General features: G+C 62.8%; 17 protein-coding genes. 9 read left to right on the forward strand and 8 right to left on the reverse strand.

Annotation, left to right across the window (positions count from 1 at the left end):
• Positions 1–120 precede the first annotated feature (120 nt).
• From ctrA to lptB, 4 genes are all read right to left on the reverse strand, one after another.
• Positions 121–816 (reverse strand): response regulator transcription factor CtrA, encoded by a 696-nt coding sequence (gene ctrA / locus ACXYL9_RS02795; protein WP_459038066.1) that lies wholly within the window; start codon positions 814–816, stop codon positions 121–123.
• 160 nt (positions 817–976) lie between these two features.
• Complete coding sequence (locus ACXYL9_RS02800) at positions 977–2134, reverse strand: serine hydrolase domain-containing protein (protein ID WP_459038067.1); 1158 nt, start codon at positions 2132–2134, stop codon at positions 977–979.
• Positions 2135–2269: 135 nt separating this feature from the next.
• Positions 2270–3727, reverse strand: a complete 1458-nt coding sequence (rpoN, locus tag ACXYL9_RS02805) for an RNA polymerase factor sigma-54 (RefSeq protein WP_459038068.1) — start codon at positions 3725–3727, stop codon at positions 2270–2272.
• Positions 3728–3771: 44 nt separating this feature from the next.
• A complete protein-coding gene (gene lptB / locus ACXYL9_RS02810; RefSeq protein ID WP_459038069.1) occupies positions 3772–4566 on the reverse strand; it encodes an LPS export ABC transporter ATP-binding protein in 795 nt (264 codons plus the stop codon).
• Between the two features lie 151 nt (positions 4567–4717).
• Here lptB and ACXYL9_RS02815 point away from each other — a divergent pair, with 151 nt between their 5' ends.
• Together ACXYL9_RS02815 and ACXYL9_RS02820 are read left to right on the forward strand one after the other, a co-directional pair.
• The gene (locus ACXYL9_RS02815; RefSeq protein ID WP_459038070.1) at positions 4718–5092 is read left to right on the forward strand and encodes a hypothetical protein; all 375 of its coding nucleotides are present in this window, start codon (positions 4718–4720) and stop codon (positions 5090–5092) included.
• A 62-nt stretch (positions 5093–5154) separates the two neighbouring features.
• Entirely contained in the window at positions 5155–6543 is a 1389-nt protein-coding gene (locus ACXYL9_RS02820) for a mechanosensitive ion channel domain-containing protein (RefSeq protein ID WP_459038071.1), read from the forward strand.
• 3 nt (positions 6544–6546) lie between these two features.
• On the opposite strand, the gene ppa is transcribed toward ACXYL9_RS02820, so the two are convergent.
• Entirely contained in the window at positions 6547–7092 is a 546-nt protein-coding gene (gene ppa, locus ACXYL9_RS02825; RefSeq protein ID WP_459038072.1) for an inorganic diphosphatase, read from the reverse strand.
• Between the two features lie 124 nt (positions 7093–7216).
• Between ppa and hisS the strand changes: the two genes are divergently transcribed.
• The 7 genes from hisS (at position 7217) to ACXYL9_RS02860 (ending at position 15441) form a co-directional block, all read left to right on the forward strand.
• A complete protein-coding gene (gene hisS, locus ACXYL9_RS02830) occupies positions 7217–8455 on the forward strand; it encodes a histidine--tRNA ligase (protein ID WP_459038073.1) in 1239 nt (412 codons plus the stop codon).
• Between the two features lie 3 nt (positions 8456–8458).
• Positions 8459–9526, forward strand: coding sequence for a peptide chain release factor 1 (gene prfA, locus ACXYL9_RS02835; RefSeq protein WP_459038074.1), 1068 nt, complete (start codon positions 8459–8461; stop codon positions 9524–9526).
• A 24-nt stretch (positions 9527–9550) separates the two neighbouring features.
• Entirely contained in the window at positions 9551–10402 is an 852-nt protein-coding gene (prmC, locus tag ACXYL9_RS02840) for a peptide chain release factor N(5)-glutamine methyltransferase (RefSeq protein WP_459038075.1), read from the forward strand.
• Positions 10403–10607: 205 nt separating this feature from the next.
• Positions 10608–11327 carry a DUF4167 domain-containing protein gene (locus ACXYL9_RS02845; protein ID WP_459038076.1) on the forward strand — a complete coding sequence of 240 codons (720 nt, stop codon included), beginning with the start codon at positions 10608–10610 and terminating at the stop codon, positions 11325–11327.
• 38 nt (positions 11328–11365) lie between these two features.
• Positions 11366–12949, forward strand: a complete 1584-nt coding sequence (gene lnt / locus ACXYL9_RS02850) for an apolipoprotein N-acyltransferase (protein WP_459038077.1) — start codon at positions 11366–11368, stop codon at positions 12947–12949.
• Between the two features lie 53 nt (positions 12950–13002).
• Positions 13003–14223, forward strand: a complete 1221-nt coding sequence (gene metK / locus ACXYL9_RS02855; protein WP_459038078.1) for a methionine adenosyltransferase — start codon at positions 13003–13005, stop codon at positions 14221–14223.
• 18 nt (positions 14224–14241) lie between these two features.
• Positions 14242–15441 carry a DUF418 domain-containing protein gene (locus ACXYL9_RS02860; protein ID WP_459038079.1) on the forward strand — a complete coding sequence of 400 codons (1200 nt, stop codon included), beginning with the start codon at positions 14242–14244 and terminating at the stop codon, positions 15439–15441.
• A 12-nt stretch (positions 15442–15453) separates the two neighbouring features.
• On the opposite strand, the gene ACXYL9_RS02865 is transcribed toward ACXYL9_RS02860, so the two are convergent.
• The 3 genes from ACXYL9_RS02865 to ACXYL9_RS02875 are packed head-to-tail and all read right to left on the reverse strand — an operon-like array spanning position 15454 to position 18118.
• On the reverse strand, positions 15454–16605 hold the full coding sequence (locus ACXYL9_RS02865; RefSeq protein WP_459038080.1) for a CaiB/BaiF CoA transferase family protein: 1152 nt from the start codon (positions 16603–16605) through the stop codon (positions 15454–15456).
• 20 nt (positions 16606–16625) lie between these two features.
• Positions 16626–17270 carry a CoA transferase subunit B gene (locus tag ACXYL9_RS02870; protein ID WP_459038081.1) on the reverse strand — a complete coding sequence of 215 codons (645 nt, stop codon included), beginning with the start codon at positions 17268–17270 and terminating at the stop codon, positions 16626–16628.
• On the reverse strand, positions 17267–18118 hold the full coding sequence (locus tag ACXYL9_RS02875) for a hypothetical protein (RefSeq protein WP_459038082.1): 852 nt from the start codon (positions 18116–18118) through the stop codon (positions 17267–17269). Before ACXYL9_RS02875 ends, ACXYL9_RS02870 begins: the two co-directional genes overlap by 4 nt.

Below are 18118 nucleotides of genomic sequence, written 5' to 3' on the forward strand. Positions count from 1 at the left end.
CGCTGCACACAGGGGAGTCGAACGTGATCCCGGCAGGTCCAGGCAAAAAAGAACCCCCCGTCGTTGTGCGCCGGGAGGTTCTTCTTGTTCGGGCTCCGAAGACCGGAGAATTAAGCGGACTTAGGCCGCTTCGGCGTTTTCTTCAGGATCGCGCAGCACGTAGCCGCGGCCCCAGACGGTTTCGATGTAGTTCTCACCGCCGCAGGCATGGCTCAATTTCTTGCGCAGCTTGCAGATGAAGACGTCGATAATCTTGAGTTCGGGTTCGTCCATGCCGCCGTAAAGGTGGTTGAGGAACATTTCCTTGGTCAGCGTGGTGCCCTTGCGCAAGCTGAGCAGCTCGAGCATCGCATATTCCTTGCCGGTCAGGTGGACCCGTGCACCGTCGACTTCGACTGTCTTTGTGTCGAGGTTCACGGCCAGCTTGCCGGTACGGATGATCGACTGGCTGTGGCCCTTCGAGCGACGCACCACGGCATGGATACGGGCGACCAGTTCCTCGCGGTGGAACGGCTTGGTCACGTAATCGTCGGCACCGAAGCCGAACGACCGGATCTTGGAATCCATCTCGGCAATGCCAGAAAGGATCAGCACCGGGGTCTGCACCTTGGATACGCGCAGCTTCTTGAGCACGTCATAGCCATGCATATCCGGCAAATTCAGATCGAGCAGGATGATGTCGTAATCATATAGCTTGCCCAGATCGAGGCCTTCCTCGCCGAGATCGGTCGAGTAGACATTGAAGCCCTCGGTCGTGAGCATCAGCTCGATCGCCTTGGCCGTTGTCGGCTCGTCTTCGATCAGCAGTACACGCATGGGTCAGGTCCCCCTTTGCCCTATGAACCTTCGCGGTAACTCCTCGCTAAGAGGTGTTGCCGTTGATTAACCACACCAGTTCTCACCAAAAAAGGTTAACAAAGCGTTTGCGGCGTTAACGATTAGGAGGTGAGTCTTTCGGGACACACCCTCCAAGGTGTTAAATTCCGGCATAATATTCCAGAATGCGTGCAAGACTTTTCTCGCTCGAAAAAGCGATGGGACCACCCGTGTTGGCCATGATGACAACCGCAGTATCGAGCTCGGGCACCAGCCTTATCTCGGCATAGAAGGCACCGTTGCTGCCATTGTGCCAGTGTGTGCGGCGTCCCCCGAGCAGGGGCCATTCGAGGATTTCCCAGCCATAGCTGTAGCGCGCCAGGCCACCACTGATTGGCAGCGCGTCGGACGCAGCCGTGTGGACGATCTCGAATGCCTTGGCGGGGACGCCTGCCGTTTCTCCGCGCAGGCCCGCGAGGTGGAACGCGGCGTAGCGGGCGAAATCGTCGATCGACGAACTTACATCGCCAGCAGGCGCCAGCATCGGGTTTATCTCGCCGAGCATGCCAAGCGGGAGGAGTTCGCTCGGCTGGCCGGGAAATTGCAGGTGGCCGCGCGTACCTTCGGGCGTGGAGGGCGTGGAGGGCAGGCCAAAGCTGGCATCGACCATGCCGGCTGGCGTGAAGACATAGGCGCGGACGAGATCTTCCCAGCTTTCGCCGGTGGCCTGCTCAGCCATCACCGCTGCCAGCACGATCCCGGCGTTGGAATACTGGAATTTCTCTCCTGGTTCTGAAACCGGCACTTCGCGAAGCAGGTCGGATACAAAAGCGAGACGTTTCTGGGCCGCGGTTCCGGAATAGGCTGCAAAGCGATCCAGTTCGGGCGGGCCGAAATCGGCATAGGCCGGGACCCCTGCTTCGTGCCGCATCAACTGTGCAAGGGTGGCGCCGCGATACCCTTCCTGCATTTCAAGCTCGCCGAGAATCTCGCCAACCGTGGTGTCGGCCCGCAATCGCCCATCGGCGACGAGCCGCCCGACCACTGTGCCAGTCACGGATTTGACCACCGAGCCCCAGTGAAACCGGCTCGCGTCATGCAATGGCGCACCGGTCCTGGCATTGGCGAGACCAGAGACCGCTCGCGCGATTATTGCCCCATCGCGAACGACTGCCAGTGCGAGGCCCGGTGTCCCGGTCTGCTCGCGCATGGCGTCGGCTACGGCCTGCAGGTCGTCAATGCGGTGCGGAAGGACGATCTCGACCGGTTCAGGCGGTCGCATTTCGACCAGAAGGGCGGCTGGTAGCGGGGCCGCCATGCCTACGCACCCTCCGGTCAGGAGCAGGGCGAAAGATGAAAGAACAGGAAAAAGACGGCGCATGGAAAACCCCTTGAGCGAACTGTCGTGGCCAGAGTGCTATTTGCAACTACAGTTGTAGTCAATAACGAACCGTCAGCTCATCGCCGCCAGTTTCTTCTGGTGCCGGCGCTGGACACTGGAGCCGATTCCCATCGCCTCGCGATACTTCGCCACGGTCCGCCGGGCGATATCGAACCCTTCGGCCTTGAGCAGGGCCACGAGCTTGTCGTCGGACAGTATCTTGTTCGGTTCCTCGGCATCGGTCAGCGCCTTGATGCGCGCCTTGACCGCTTCCGAGCTGGCGCCTTCGCCATCGGCGCTGCCGACGCCGCTGGTGAAGAAATACTTGAGTTCGAAAGTACCGCGATCGCAATGCAGGTACTTGTTGCTGGTGACGCGGCTGACAGTGCTTTCGTGCATGTCGATCTCCTCGGCCACTTCGCGCAAGGTAAGCGGTCTCAACTCGCTGACGCCCTGGCGGAAGAACCCGGCCTGCTTCTTCACAATCTGCGAAGACACTGCGAGGATGGTCTTCTGGCGCTGGTCGAGTGCCTTGATCAGCCAGTTGGCGTCGGTCAGTTTCTCCTTGAGCCAATGGCGGCTGGCCTTGTCAGTGCAACCATCGCGCAGTTCGAGGAAGTATCCGCGGTTGACCACCAGCCGGGGCAGCGTCGCCTGGTTCAGGGCGATCTTCCAGTGACCCTGGTCGTCGCGTGTCAGCAGCACGTCGGGGACCACGGATATCGCCTCGCCGCCACCGATGCGACAGCCCGGCTTTGGATCATAGCTGCGCAACTCGGCGAGCATGTCGGCGAAATCCTCGTCGTCGACGTCGCACATCCGCTTGAGGCGGGCGAACTCGCCAGCGGCGACGAGATCGAGATTCTCGATCAACCGCTCCATGCACGGATCATAGCGGTCGGCCTCGCGCGCCTGCAGGGCGAGACATTCGGCGAGATTGCGGGCGCCCACCCCCGTGGGCTCGAGCGTCTGCACCAGGCCAAGCGCTTCTTCAACATCCAGACGCGCGACACCGAGTTCTACGGCGACATCGCGCAAATCCGCATCGAGATACCCCGCTTCGTCGAGGCGATCGATAAGATTGCGGGCGAGAAACTCCTGCGCCAGCGACCCGGTCGCCGCGCCGACCTGGGCGTGGAGATGGTCGGCCAGGGTCGTCTCGGCCGAGCGCCGGTCCTCGATAGGGGTCATGTCTTCGGCAAAGGACGCTGCGCCTGCCGCGCCCCATTCGCCGTCGCCAGTATCGCGGTCACGATCGAGCGCGTTGGGATTGACGTCCAACGGCGCATCGGTGTCGCTGAAACTGTCCGCACTCAACTCTTCAGGGGAGGGTCCAGCCTCGTCGTTCGCATCGCCTCGTTCGCGGCTAACCTCGCCAGCCTCGAGCAGCGGATTGGCTTCCAGAGCGTCGCCGATGAATGCCTCGATTTCGAGATTGGACAAGGCCAGCAGCTTGATCGCCTGCTGCAATTGCGGCGTCATCACCAGCGATTGCGATTGCCTCAGGTCGAGCCGCGGGCCTAGCGCCATGCTCTATGTCCCGCCGCGTTCCGTCATCACCAGGCGAAAAATCATCACAGGGCAAAATTCTCGCCGAGATAGAGCCGGCGGACGTTTTCGTCGGCGACCAGTTCTTGCGGTGTCCCCGCGAACAGCACCTGCCCGCCGTAGATAATGCAGGCGCGATCGACAATCTCCAGCGTCTCGCGGACATTGTGGTCGGTGATTAGCACTCCGATCCCGCGGGTCTTGAGATCCCTGACCAGGTCACGAATGTCGCTGATCGAGAGCGGGTCGATCCCGGCAAAGGGCTCGTCGAGCAGCATGATCGAAGGCTTGGCCGCGAGGGCGCGGGCAATTTCGCAGCGCCGCCGCTCGCCACCGGACAATGCCATGGCCGGGCTCGAGCGCAGTTTCTGCAAGCCGAATTCGTCGAGCAACCGGTCAAGCTCCCGCTCGCGCGTCTCGGCGTCGGGTTCGACCATCTCAAGCACGCAATTGATGTTCTGCTCCACGGTCATGCCGCGAAAAATGCTGGTTTCCTGCGGCAGGTAACCGAGGCCCAAGATGGCCCGGCGATACATCGGCAGATGCGTGACATCCTCGCCATCCATCAGCACACGCCCGGCATCTGGCCGCACCAACCCCATCACCGAATAGAAACAAGTCGTCTTGCCGGCGCCGTTGGGTCCCAGCAGGCCCAGTACCTCGCCCTTGCCCACGCTGAGCGAAATATCGGTCAGCACGGCGCGCTTGTCATAGCTCTTGGCGATGGAAACGACCTCCAGCCCGCCTTGCGGAATGGGCGGGGCAGCGTTGTTCTCGCTGGTATCGGTGTCGCTGGTCGTATCGCTGTCGAGCATGCTCATGGTGCCCCATGTAGCATCGCTCGGCGCTCGGAAAACCCCGTTTCGTCGAAAACTGGCAGGCTTCGTGCATAGACTGCCCGAAGTGGGCGGACTTGCTTGCTGCCCACCTTTCTGTGACAATCGCCGACGAATCTTGGGGGAGATAGGCGCGATGAACAAGGCGCTGCACGAGGAAAACGGCCACGAGGCCAGCGCGCATGAGCGTGACTGGCGCAAGGCCATGAGCGACAATGTCGCGTATGCATTGCTGGTCTATACCGCCTTGACGATTTTCGTAACCGTCCAGGCGATGAAGACCGAGGGCATGTCGATCTTGCCCTATCTGGCCCTTGTGGTGCTGGTGGCGGCGATCATCCCGGCCTGCCGCGCTTTCGAACGGCGCTGGCGCGACCTCGATGATAAGGCCGCCTTCGACGCGGCGCTGTCACCTGCCTTCCGCCGCGATCAGATAGTCCTGTGGTTGTTGGCAATCGGCCTGCCGATCCTGCTCACCGGCCTGTTTAAGCTCGCCTTCGCCATGATCTGACGGGAACTGGCGGCGATGCGGTCCGCTTGAACATTATGGGGGCACATTCTCTCAGATATCTAGTGGCGCTGGCGCTGGTCGCCGCGTTCTTGATTTCCGGAGGTCCCGCGCAGGCGCTGCTGCCCGCTTCACCCGCTGCAGAAGAGGGCGCCGCTCCGGTTGAAACGCAGGAGATCGACCAGGCTGCTGATGCGCAGGCGGACGAGCGAATCGCTGGTCGCATCAACGGCGTGTTTTCCGAAATCCCCGAATTCACCGATCTTCGGGCCACGGTACGCGACGGGGTTGTAACCCTGCGCGGGACCATTGCCGATACGGCCGACATTGCGCGGGCAGAAGGGATTGCCAGCCGGGTGGACGGAGTGGCGACAGTGCGCAGCGAGATCGAGCGCGACACCTCGGTCGAAGGCGGGCTCGATGCCCTCGGCGCTTTGTCCGAGCGCGTCAGCGGCTGGATCGCCTTCCTGCCGTTGATCGGGTTGGCAGCCATCGTCGCCATTGCCATTGCCCTGTTGGGACAGATGCTCGCCGGCCTCACCTCGCTGTGGAGGCGGGTCACGCCGAATGCCTTCCTGGCCGAGCTCGCGGCAAGTGCCATCCGGATGGTCTTCATCATTCTCGGGCTGGTCGTCGCGCTTGATATGCTGGGGGCGGGCGCGCTGCTGGGCGCGGTTCTTGGCGGCGCCGGCGTGGTCGGCATCGCTCTGGGCTTCGCCATGCGCGACACGATCGAGAACTACGTCGCCTCGATCATGCTCAGCCTGCGCCAGCCCTTCCGGGCCAATGATCACGTGCTGATCGACGATCTCGAGGGGCGGGTCATTCGCCTTACCAGCCGCGCCACCATCCTGATGACGCTTGACGGCAATCACCTGCGCATTCCCAATGCCCAGGTCTTCAAGGCGGTCATCCTCAATTACACGCGCAATCCGCAGCGGCGGTTCGATTTCGAATTGGGCATCGACGCTGACGATGATCCGCGTGCGGCCATGGAGCTGGCAAGCGAGACAATGCAAACCCTGCCCTTCGTGCTCGCCGATCCAGAACCGGCGGCACGGGTGGCGGCGGTGGGCGATTCGAATATCGTCATCACCATGCTGGCATGGATCGACCAGCGTGAATCGGACTGGTTCAAATCGCGCAGCCTGGCCATCGCCGCAGTCAAGGAGGCGCTGGAGGAAGCCGGGTTCGCCTTGCCTGAGCCGATCTATCGTTTGCGCTTCGATGGCCGGACCGACCCGCTGCCGATCGGGACTGCGGCCACGGTCACGCAGTCAGCCGATGATGCTGAAGCGCGGTCTCGCTCCGAACTGCCGAAGCCATCCGGACCGACCGACGCCGCAAACGACGTCCGCCCCGAAAGCGAGATTGCCCGCATGGTCGAACGCGAACGCCGCGAAGATGGCGAGCAGGGGAACGACCTGCTCGATGCAGGGCGTCCAACCGAATAGAGCCTAGTCGGCCTGCGCCTTGTCAGCCTTGGCGCGTTCGATGGCTTCGAGCACGACCTGCCGCGCCTCGGCGGCATCGCCCCATTTGCCCACGCGGACCCATTTCTCGGCTTCGAGATCCTTGTAGTGGGTGAAGAAGTGCTCGATCTGCTGGAAGATGATCGAGGGCAGGTCCTTGGTTTCACCGACATCGGAGTAATAGGGGAAGGTGGTGTCCACCGGTACGCAGATCAGTTTCTCGTCGCCGCCATGCTCGTCTTCGAGGTTGAGCACGCCAATTGGTCGCGTGCGCACCACGCAACCCGCAATGAACGGGCTGCGTGCAATCACCAGCGCGTCCAGCGGGTCACCATCGGGGCTGAGCGTGTGGGGGACGAAGCCGTAATTGGCCGGATAGCGCATCGGCGTGTGCAGGATGCGGTCGACGAACAGCGCGCCTGACGCCTTGTCGAATTCATATTTGACCGGCTCGCCCCCGGTCGGGACCTCGATGATGACATTGAGGTCGTGGGGCGGATTGGTTCCGGTAGGGATCAAGTCGATACGCATGTCAGGGCTCTCTTATTCTTGAACTGCGGCCCCTCTCCCGAACTGCGCGGGGGCTCTAGCGTGCGCAGCAGGATTGCGGAAGGGGTCACTTGCCCCTAATCGCCGCGCCCAAGAGAAGGAAACCATGTCCAAGAACACGCCCCAGGCCATCCGCGGCACCCAGGATATCTTCGGCGCAGACGCCGAGGCCTTCGCCTTCGTGGTGGAAACCTTCGAACGCGTACGCAAGCTCTACCGCTTTCGCCGGGCCGAGATGCCGGTGTTCGAAAAGACCGAGGTGTTCGCGCGATCGATTGGCGAGACCACCGATATCGTTTCGAAGGAAATGTACTCGTTCGAGGACCGCGGGGGCGAATCGCTTACCCTGCGCCCCGAGTTCACCGCCGGCATTGCGCGCGCCTATCTGACCAATGGCTGGCAGCAGCACTCGCCTTTGAAGCTGGCAACGCATGGACCACTATTCCGCTACGAGCGCCCGCAGAAGGGTCGCTATCGCCAGTTTCACCAGATCGATGCCGAGATTATCGGCGCGGCCGAACCGCAGGCCGATGTCGAGCTGCTGGCGATGGCCGACCAGATCATCCGCGAATTGGGCATCACGGATGTGACGCTGCATCTCAACACATTGGGCGACGCCGACAGCCGTGAGGCATGGCGCGGCGCGCTGGTCGAGCATTTCCGCAGCGTGAAGGACGAGCTGAGCGAGGATTCGCAAGAACGGCTGGAGAAGAATCCGCTTAGGATTCTCGACAGCAAGGACCGCCGCGACCAGCGCTTCGTCGACGATGCGCCAAAGATCGACCAATTCCTGTCGGACGATGCCAAGGCGTTTTTCGAGAGTGTCACCAACGGTCTCGATGCCGCCAGGGTCAAGTGGACCCGCGCTGAGAGCCTCGTTCGCGGGCTCGACTATTATCGTCATACGGCGTTCGAATTCATTCCCGACGAGGGTTCGGAAACCGCCAACAAGCTCGGCAGCCAGAGCACCATCCTCGGCGGTGGCCGATATGATGGGTTGATGGAAAGCCTCGGCGGGCCTGCCACGCCTGCGGTCGGCTGGGCTGCAGGCATCGAGCGGCTGGCGATGCTGGTCAACGATTGCGATGTGCCAGTTGCCGATGTCATTGTGGTGGTCGAGAACGATGTAGCCATGGCCTCGGCGTTGGGAGCGCTGCGCAAGGTCAGGGAAGCAGGCCTTGCGGCTGAGCTGGCTGCGTCAGGCAGTCCACGCAAACGGTTCGACAAGGCAGTCAAATCGGGTGCCCGCGCTATTGTAGCTTTCGACGAACGCGATGGCGAGCCGACCAGTCGGATCAAGGCCGACGACGAGACTTCAACCATGCTCGAAACCTTGCTCGGCTAATCGATGCGGATCCCTCCCGAACGCCTTGACCAGATCGCCCGCCGCTTTGCCGAACTCGAGGCGCGCATGGCGTCAGGGCAGCTTGAGGGCGACGAGTTCGTCCAGGCGAGCCGTGACTATGCCGAGCTGGAGCCCGTCGCCAAGGTTGCCGCCGAAGTGAAGGCGATGCGCGAGGAAATCGCCGGGCTGGAAGAGATGCTGGCCGACCCGGAAATGAAAGCGATGGCCGAGGAAGAGCTGTCAGCGATCCGCGACAAGCTGCCCGAGGCCGAGCGCGAGCTCGCCATCGCCATGCTTCCGCGCGACAGCGCCGATAACAAACCTGCCATGCTCGAAATCCGCGCCGGGACCGGCGGCGACGAGGCGGCGCTGTTCGCGGGCGATCTCTATCGCATGTACGAAAGGTTCGCCGCCGAACAGGGCTGGAAGGTCGAACCGGTGAGTATGAACGCATCCGAAGTCGGCGGTTTCAAGGAAGTGGTCGCCAATGTTACCGGCACCGGCGTCTTTGCAAAACTCAAGTTCGAAAGCGGCGTACACCGCGTCCAGCGCGTGCCCGAGACCGAGAGCGGCGGACGGATCCATACCTCGGCGGCTACCGTGGCCGTGCTGCCGGAGCCGGACGAGGTCGACATCCAGATCGATCCGACCGAACTCAAGATCGACACCTACCGCGCCAGCGGGGCGGGCGGCCAGCACGTCAATACGACCGACAGCGCGATCCGCATCACGCATCTTCCGACCGGCACGGTCGTCACCTGCCAGGATGCGCGCAGCCAGCACAAGAACAAGGAAAAGGCGCTGCAGGTGCTGCGAACCCGCCTCTACGACGCCCAGCGCGAAGAGACGCAAGGTGCCGAGGCCGAGGCGCGCAAGGCGATGGTCGGTTCGGGTGACCGTTCCGAACGGATCAGGACCTATAATTTCCCCCAAGGCCGCGTCACCGATCATCGTATCGGCCTGACCCTGCACAAATTGCCCGAGATCATCGCTGGCACGGGGCTGGCCGAACTGATCGACGCTCTGATGGCCGAGGACCAGGCCAAGCGACTGGCGAGTTTGAATGAGTGATGCAAATCTGGCGGTAACGGCCGGATGAAGGTGGCTGATGCCCTGCGTGAGGCGGTGCAGCGCCTGGCCAGCACCAGCGACACGCCGCGGCTCGATGCCGAATGGCTGATGGCTCATGCGCTGGGCATGTCACGCTCCGACACGCTGCTGAAGGCGCAGAAGAGCGAAGCTCCGCTGGCCTTCTCGGCCTTGGTGGATCGGCGCGTTCTGCACGAGCCGGTTGCCTACATCACCGGCGAGCAGGGATTTTACGGCCGCAGCTTCATCGTCACTCCCGACGTCCTGATCCCGCGTGGCGATAGCGAACAGGTGGTCGAGGCGGCGCTGGCCGAGATGGCCGGGCGCGCCCGCGTGCTCGATTGCGGCACCGGCTCGGGCGCGCTGTTGGTGACATTGCTTGGGGAGCGACCTGACGCGACCGGTGTCGGCATTGACGCATCACTTGCGGCGCTTCCCGTCGCCGCCGCCAACGCCGCGCGCCATGGCGTGGCCGAACGCGCTCGCATGATGCATGCGGACTGGAACGAGCCGGGCTGGGCTGATGAGCTTGGCCAGTTCGATCTCGTCATCGCCAACCCGCCCTATGTCGAGAGTGATGCCATCCTCGACACCTCGGTGCGGGCCTACGAGCCGCCCGAGGCGCTGTTTGCAGGATCAGAGGGGCTTGACGATTACCGTGCCCTTATCCCGCAGCTGTCCAGCATTATTTCGCCGGGCGGAGTCGCAGTGCTCGAAATAGGCTATCAACAGGATAATGCTGTGGCATCCATCGCGGCACAAAATGGTTGGAAAACAGAGCTGAAGCTTGATCTTGCCGGTCGTCCCCGGGCGATCATCTTCCGCAAAGGGGTTGGCAAAGCGAAAATCTCGGTCTAATCCTATGCACAAGGCCTGCGGATTGCTTCGCGCTCTCCCCGGCCTCGATCCAACATTTGCGGTGATGAGCAGGCGCTAGGGCGCTTATCAACAATGCAGATGAAGGGCTGCGCAGGGTGGCTACAACTGCCGGCGCGCAAATGTAACGCATGGCCAGGTGGCCTGCAGGGCCAAAAGGTGCCCAACAGATGAGGAAGAGTATTCCTTGAACAATAATCGTAATAACAATCGTCGCCGGGGGCGCGGCAATCGCAATCAGGGCGGTAGCGGGGGCGGCAACAGCGGCAACCGGATCGACAGCCGCGCACGCGGCAATGCGCCGCAGCTTCTCGACAAGTACAAGAAGCTGGCCCAGGACGCGCAGCACAATGGCGACCGTGTGCAGATGGAATACTATCTGCAGTTTGCTGACCATTATTTTCGGGTCATTGCCGACAACAAGGCACGCCAGGACGAGGCCCGCGTCAAGCGCGATCCCGAGCGTGGCTCCGGCCAGGACGACGATGACAGCGATGACGATGGCGAGGACAATCGCCAGCCTCGTCGCAACACCCGTTCGCGTCGCAACGAGAACGACGATCGCGGTGACGACCAGCAGGACAACCGCCGCAAGCCGGCACGTCGGCCGCGCAACGAATCACGCGACGACGATCGAGACGGCAATGTCGACCGCAATGCGGGCGATTCGAGCGACGAGACCGGCGATCATGACGAACGGCCCAAGCGCAAGGTGCGTAAGCCCCGCGCGGCTGCACCGAACGGCAAGAGCGAGGGTGCCCGCGGCGCTGAAGGCGAAATCGACGCCTCCGTGCTGCCGCCCTCGATCGCCGGTGATGATCAGTCCTCACCCGAAGTGGCCGAGAAGAAGCCGCGCCGCCGCCGTAAGCCTGATGGTGACGACGGGACCTTGACCGCGGTCGGCTGACGCCCGGCTGTCGATCGGAGCAGATCGAACTCGCATTGATGTCCAGGTTGGACCCATTGATCGACCGGTTTCCCAAGACCAGCAGTATTGTGCTGGGGGCGCTGGCTGCCACGGGTTTTCCGCCCTTGTCATTGTGGCCCCTCGCTCTGGTGGCGATGGGAATCGCGATCCGACTGGTTTGGCGTAGCGCCGGTTGGCGCGACGCGACTGTGCGCGGATGGCTGTTCGGCGTCGCACATTTCACGACCACCAATACGTGGATCGCGACTTCGTTTACCCATCAAAGCGAGATGCCGACCTTCCTTGGCTGGCTCGCGGTTCCACTGATATCGCTCTACTTGGCAATCTATCCTGGCCTCGCCGCGGGGGGTACCAAAGCGCTCACGCGGGCGGAAGGGCGGCCATGGATCTTCATCCTGGCCTTTGCCGGTCTGTGGATCGTGACAGAGTGGCTGCGGGCCTGGGTGTTCACCGGCTATGCCTGGGGACCGTTCAGCCTTGTCCTGATGGGCGGTGCCGAGCGTCCCGGGCTGGCATTGCTGCTGCCTTGGTTCGGAAGCTACGCACTGTCCGGCGTGGCGGTACTGGCCAGCGGGTTGCTGGTGAGGATGGCACTCGCCCGGCGCTATCTTGCCGCGGCTGGACTTGCCGCAGCAATCACCGCCGGGATGCTCGTCCCGCGACCTGCGCCAATCGAGGGAAGCCGTCCGTACCTGGTTGTGCAGCCCGACCTTGATCAGGGCGAACTCCACGATCCCCGCGAATATGAAGCGGCCTTCGTTACCCTGGCCGAACTGAGCGCGCGAAGAGCGGGCGACCCGGGCGGCGAAGACGCGCAGCGCCTCGTGTTCTGGCCTGAATCCGGGCTGCCCGATTATCTGCGCGAAGGCTATCCGGCGAAATATTACCGCGCCACCACGGCTGGCGGAGACCCGGCCTATGCCAAGCGTCGACTCGGCGCGATACTGGGAGCCAATACCGTCTTGATGACAGGTGCTGTCGATCTCGAGATCGAGGCCGACAAGGCCGTCGGCGCATACAACGTCGTCACGGCCCTGGACGAGACTGGCAGCATCGTCGGCTCCTATCGCAAGGCGCATCTCGTTCCCTTTGGCGAATATCTGCCGCTGCGCGGACTGCTTGAACCGCTTGGCCTGTCGCGGCTGGTGGCCGGCAATATCGATTTTCTAGACGGTCCCGGCCCGGACACGGTCGATGTCGGCGAATTCGGCCGGGTAGGGATGCAGATTTGCTACGAGATCGTGTTTTCGGGCGAGGTCGTTGACCGCGAGGACCGCCCCGACTTCCTGTTCAACCCATCCAATGACGGCTGGTTCGGGGCGTGGGGGCCGCCCCAGCATTTCGCGCAGGCACGCATGCGTGCGATCGAGGAAGGGCTTCCCATCATCCGTGCGACGACCACCGGCATCAGCGGTGTTATCGATGCCAATGGCGTGGTGCGGGCCTCGCTCGGCACGGGCATAGAAGGGCGTCTGGCAGGGCTGATCCCGCCGGCCAGGGAGCCCACGCTGTTTGCGCATCTCGGCAACAAGCTGGCGCTTGCATGGGCCGTACTTTTCCTCGCCCTGTCTGTGGTTGCCATGCGTTGGCGGCGCAGCTAGAGGGCGATATCAAGACATAAAGCTATCTTTATATCCTTCTCGAGCGAGGCCCCATGCGTAACGATTATCTGTTCACGTCCGAAAGCGTTTCCGAAGGCCATCCGGACAAGGTTTCGGACCAGATCTCCGATGCAATCGTCGACCTGTTCCTGGCCAAGGATCCCGAGGCCCGCGTTGCCTGCGAAACCCTGACCACCACCCAGCGCGTCGTGCTGGCGGGTGAGATTCGCGGCAAGGGCATCATGGACGATGACGGCAATTGGGCCGAAGGCGTCGAAGCCGAGATCGAACAAACGGTGCGCCGGGTCGTCAAGGAAATCGGCTACGAGCAGGATGGCTTCCACTGGGAAACGCTGACCTTCGAAAACCACCTCCACGGCCAGAGCCCGCATATCGCCCAAGGTGTCGATGCCGGTGCCGACGGTTCAAACAAGGACGAAGGTGCCGGCGATCAGGGCATCATGTTCGGCTTCGCTTGCAACGAGACGCCCGACCTGATGCCGGCGCCTATCGATTACAGCCACAAGATCCTGCACCAGATGGCGGTCGACCGGAAGAACGGCACCGCCCCCTTCCTCGAGCCCGACAGCAAGAGCCAGGTCACGTTGCGTTATGACCACGGCCAGCCGGTAGCCTGCACCGCGGTGGTGGTGTCGACCCAGCACGCATCGGGTTACGACGAAGGCGATAAGGATGCCGAGCTCAAGGAGTACGTCAGGAAAGTGGTGGCTGGCATCCTGCCCGACGGTTTCTTGTCAGACGAGACCAAGTGGCACATCAACCCCACCGGCAAGTTCGAAATTGGCGGACCCGATGGCGATGCCGGCCTGACCGGCCGCAAGATCATCGTCGATACCTATGGCGGCGCAGCCCCGCATGGCGGCGGTGCTTTCAGCGGCAAGGACCCGACCAAGGTCGATCGCTCGGCGGCCTATATTACCCGCTACCTGGCCAAGAACGTTGTCGCCGCCGGCCTCGCCACGCGCTGCACGATCCAGCTGGCCTATGCCATCGGCGTCAGCGAGCCGCTTTCGCTCTATGTCGACACGCACGGGACGGGTACGCAAGACGACGCGGCGCTGGAAAAGGCGATCCAGTCCATCGGCAAGCTGGGCGGCTTGACGCCGCGCGGCATCCGTACCCATCTTGGCCTCAACAAGCCCATCTACCGCCAAACCGCGGCCTACGGCCATTTTGGCCGCACGGCACAAGGCGACTATTTCCCTTGGGAACGCACCGATCTGGTCGAAGACCTCAAGGCTTCGCTGCGCTGATCTGCTAGGGCGCGGTCGATGATCGCGCCCCCGGTAAAAAACCTGAAGCGGCTCACCGAGCTCGACGCCTTGCGCGGCCTGGCGGTGCTGGCCATCGCCTGGATGAATGTCCTTATCTTCGCGATGCCGGCGCAGGCCTATTTCAATCCCATGGCCTGGGGCGGGCAGGGCGGCCTCGATATCCTCGCCTGGGCCGCCAGTTTCGTCTTTGTCGAAGACAAGTTCCGGACGCTGTTCGCCATGCTGTTCGGTGCCGGTTGCGTGATGCTGCTCGATCGCGGCGGAGCGCATCGCTGGCGCGCGCATTATGCCCGCATGGTCGCGCTGTTGGCGATCGGTTGGATCCACGCGACCTTGGTGGCCAGCAATGACATCCTGCGCGCCTACGCTCTGGCGGGGATGGTGTTTCCATTCTTCTACCGCCTGTCGAACCCGGCACTGATTGCATCGGCCATAGGGCTGGTAGCCCTCCATGTCGGTGCAGGCATCGCGATGATGGGTGTCGCCCTGTGGGACTGGTTCGCGGGGCGTCTCGGCTCCGACGCGATGCTGTTTGCCGAACGCAACTTCGGCGCCGATCCCGCCGCCATACAGTTCATGCTCGAGCAGGGGCGCGAAGGTTTCGATGAGCGTGTGACGCGGCGGGTGGCGGATTTCAGTGCACAGACTTGGGCGATCGTCGGCTCGATCCCGCTCAACCTGGCTGCGATTGTTCTCGGCATGGCGTTGTGGCGCAACGGGCTGTTGCAGCGCAACTGGCCGCTATTTCGCCTGCAACGGCTCGCCGCGCTGTGCGCTCTCGCCGCAGTGCCGGTTCTGTTTGCGCTCGCCTGGTGGGTGGCGACTAGCGGCTACCCCGGAGTGCTGGCCGGGGCGGCATCGCTGGTCCTGTCAGCGCCGTTCGACATGGCGCTGGCCGTCGCCTACGCGGCGCTGGCGATGGCGCTGTTCGCATCCGGAGGCCAGGTAACGCGCCGGCTGGCGGCGGTGGGTCAGCTGTCGCTCAGCAATTACATCCTCACCAGCGTAATCTTCAGCGCCCTTTATGCGAGCTGGGGCTTGGGCCTGTTCGGCACGGTCAGCCGCGCCACCGCTATTGCGAGTGTCGCAGTCCCGTGGACGTTCATGCTGGTCTGGTCCCCGATTTGGTTGCGGCATTTCGACAAGGGGCCGCTGGAATGGCTGTGGCGCAAGCTGGCCGGGCTGGTGCCAGCTTAGCCATGGCGGTTGTCAGGTCTTGTCCTGAAGCTCGCCATGGCGCGGTGAGGGGCGGTCGAGCGAAAGCCCGGCATTGGAAAACCGGAAGGGTGAGCGAACGCCCGGCACGCCTTCCAACTCGATTTTAAGGCCTCGTGCCTGCACTTGCGGGTCGGAGAATACTTCGTCGAGAGTGTTGATAGGTCCGGCCGGTACGCCCGCTTCGGCGCAGTGCCGGAGCAAGACCTCCCGGTCCCACGTTGCGGTTGCAGTCGCGATCATCGTATCGACTTCCGCGCGGTTGGCGACGCGAGCCTCGTTGGACGCAAAGCGCTCGTCCTCGATCAAGTCGTGGCGTTCAAGAACCGTGAGCAGCGTGCGAAACAGCTTGTCGTTTGCGGGTGCAAGAACGACCGGCCCTGTCTTGGTCGGAAACACCCCATAGGCGCTGACCTGTGCATGGGCATTGCCCATGCGGGGCGGATTCGCCCCCGTAGCGAAATAGCTCAGCGCCTGGTTGGCGAGCAATGAGACCGAACAATCGAGCAGGCTCATATCGATCCACTGGCCTTGGCCTGTGCGCTCGCGCATCAGCAATGCAGCCTGAATCGCATTGGCCGCATACAGGCCGCACGAGAGATCGGAGATCGACACGCCGAATTTCATCGGATCGCCTTCGGGTTCGCCATTCAGAGACATGAACCCGCTCATGGCCTGGATCACGAAGTCGTAACCCGGCTCGTCGCGACGCGGGCCGTCCTGGCCAAAGCCTGTGACGGAGCAATATATCACATCGGGGTTGCCACCCACGGTCGCGATGGTTTCATAGTCGAACGCATACTTGGCCAGCGCGCCCGGCTTGAAATTCTCGATGATTACATCGGCCTGACCGCAAAGCTCTTTTACCAGCGCGGCACCGTCCGGGTCTTTGAAGTCTGCGACAATGGAGCGCTTGCCGCGATTGCAGGCGTGATAATAGGCCGAAGTCCTCTCGCCATCGTGTTCGATCCAGGGCGGTCCCCAGATGCGGGTGTTGTCACCCTCCGGGCTCTCGACCTTGATCACATCTGCGCCCAGATCGGCCAAAATCTGGCCCGCCCATGGCCCGGCAAGCACGCGCGCAAGTTCCAGCACTTTCAGTCCGGCAAGCGGAGCATCAGCGCGGCGGGGTTGGGTCAACCACATGGCAGGATATCTGGCTGCATTCAGCCTAGCGCGACCTTGTAATGCGCCGTGGTACTGGCGGCGACCTCGTCGGCAGTCACTTCCGGGGCAAGCTCGATCAACTGGAACGCGCTGTCATGATCGGGACGCTGGAACACGCCGAGATTGGTGATGATCATGTCGACCACGCCGGTGCCGGTCAGGGGCAATGTGCATTCGGGGATGAATTTCGGATCGCCCGACTTGCTGGTGTGGTCCATCACCACGATGATCTTCTTGACGCCTGCGACCAGGTCCATCGCGCCGCCCATGCCCTTGATCATCTTGCCCGGGATCATCCAGTTGGCAATGTCCCCGTTCTCGGCCACTTCCATCGCGCCCAGCACCGTCAGGTCGATATGCCCGCCGCGGATCATGCCGAAGCTGGTGGCGCTGTCGAAGTAAGCGCTGTGCGGCAACTCGCTGATGGTCTGCTTGCCGGCATTGATAAGGTCAGGGTCGACCTCATCGTCATAGGGGAAGGGGCCGATGCCCAGCATCCCGTTCTCGCTTTGCAGGGTTACCTGCATGCCTTCGGGAATATGATTGGCGACCAGCGTGGGGATGCCGATGCCGAGATTGACGTAATAGCCATCTTGCAGCTCGCGTGCGGCGCGCGCCGCCATGTCGTCACGGGTCCAGCTCATTGTGGTGTTCCTTCGATGGAGGGGGATGCCGGCGATATGGGAGCAAGGAACCAGCCTTGCCCCAGCATCGCATCGAGACCCTTCGCGGCCTCCGGGCGTTTGAGATAATCGAACAATTCGTCGAAATCGGCGCGCTCGTCACCAAGCATGGCAACCAGGCACCGTTCGGCCGCTGCTTCGGCGCGCCGGGTCTGCTTGCGATCTTCGGGGTAGCGCAACAACAACAGGCGATCCTTTTCAGCAGGATCCAGCGCGCTGTCGCGCAACCAGGCGCGGACATCACCAGCACGGTCGGCAGTTAGCGCCGTGCTCCAGGCCACTTCCACGCCAGCACCGCGCAATTTTTGGAGCGCGTCCGCCAGCGCAGGGCGAGCGGCGGTCCGCGTTGGATCGAAGGAGCCTTGCGCGGGGTCGAGGTCGATCAGGACCAAACTCTCGGCAAACCGGCACGGTGCCCGCTTGGGGGCAATCAGATCCGGCCCGGCCAGCAGTGCGGATTGGCGGCTCTTGCCGTTGCCTGCTCGCTTCCCGGCCTGTGCCAAGGCATAGTCTGCAAAGGCTGCAAAGGTCGCTTCGTGCGACCCTTCGTTGGATTCGCCTGGGGCAGGGAGCGATGCCACGCCGGAAAGTCGGACGATCCAGGCATCGCTACTCATTCCGATCTTGCGCAAGGCCGACGACGTGCCCGGCAGAAGATCGGGCGGCGGTCTTGCCTCATCGCCCGATTGCGAAGGGGCACCTGTTCCAGTCGTCAACACCCCGGCTGCTGCGAGCGGGATTGCAGCAGCGCAACCTGTCAGGCCCAGGGCCAGAAACAGGGCGGAAACGAGGGTACGCGGCGCCGTCAT

This window comes from Qipengyuania sp. CAU 1752 (assembly GCF_054482615.1).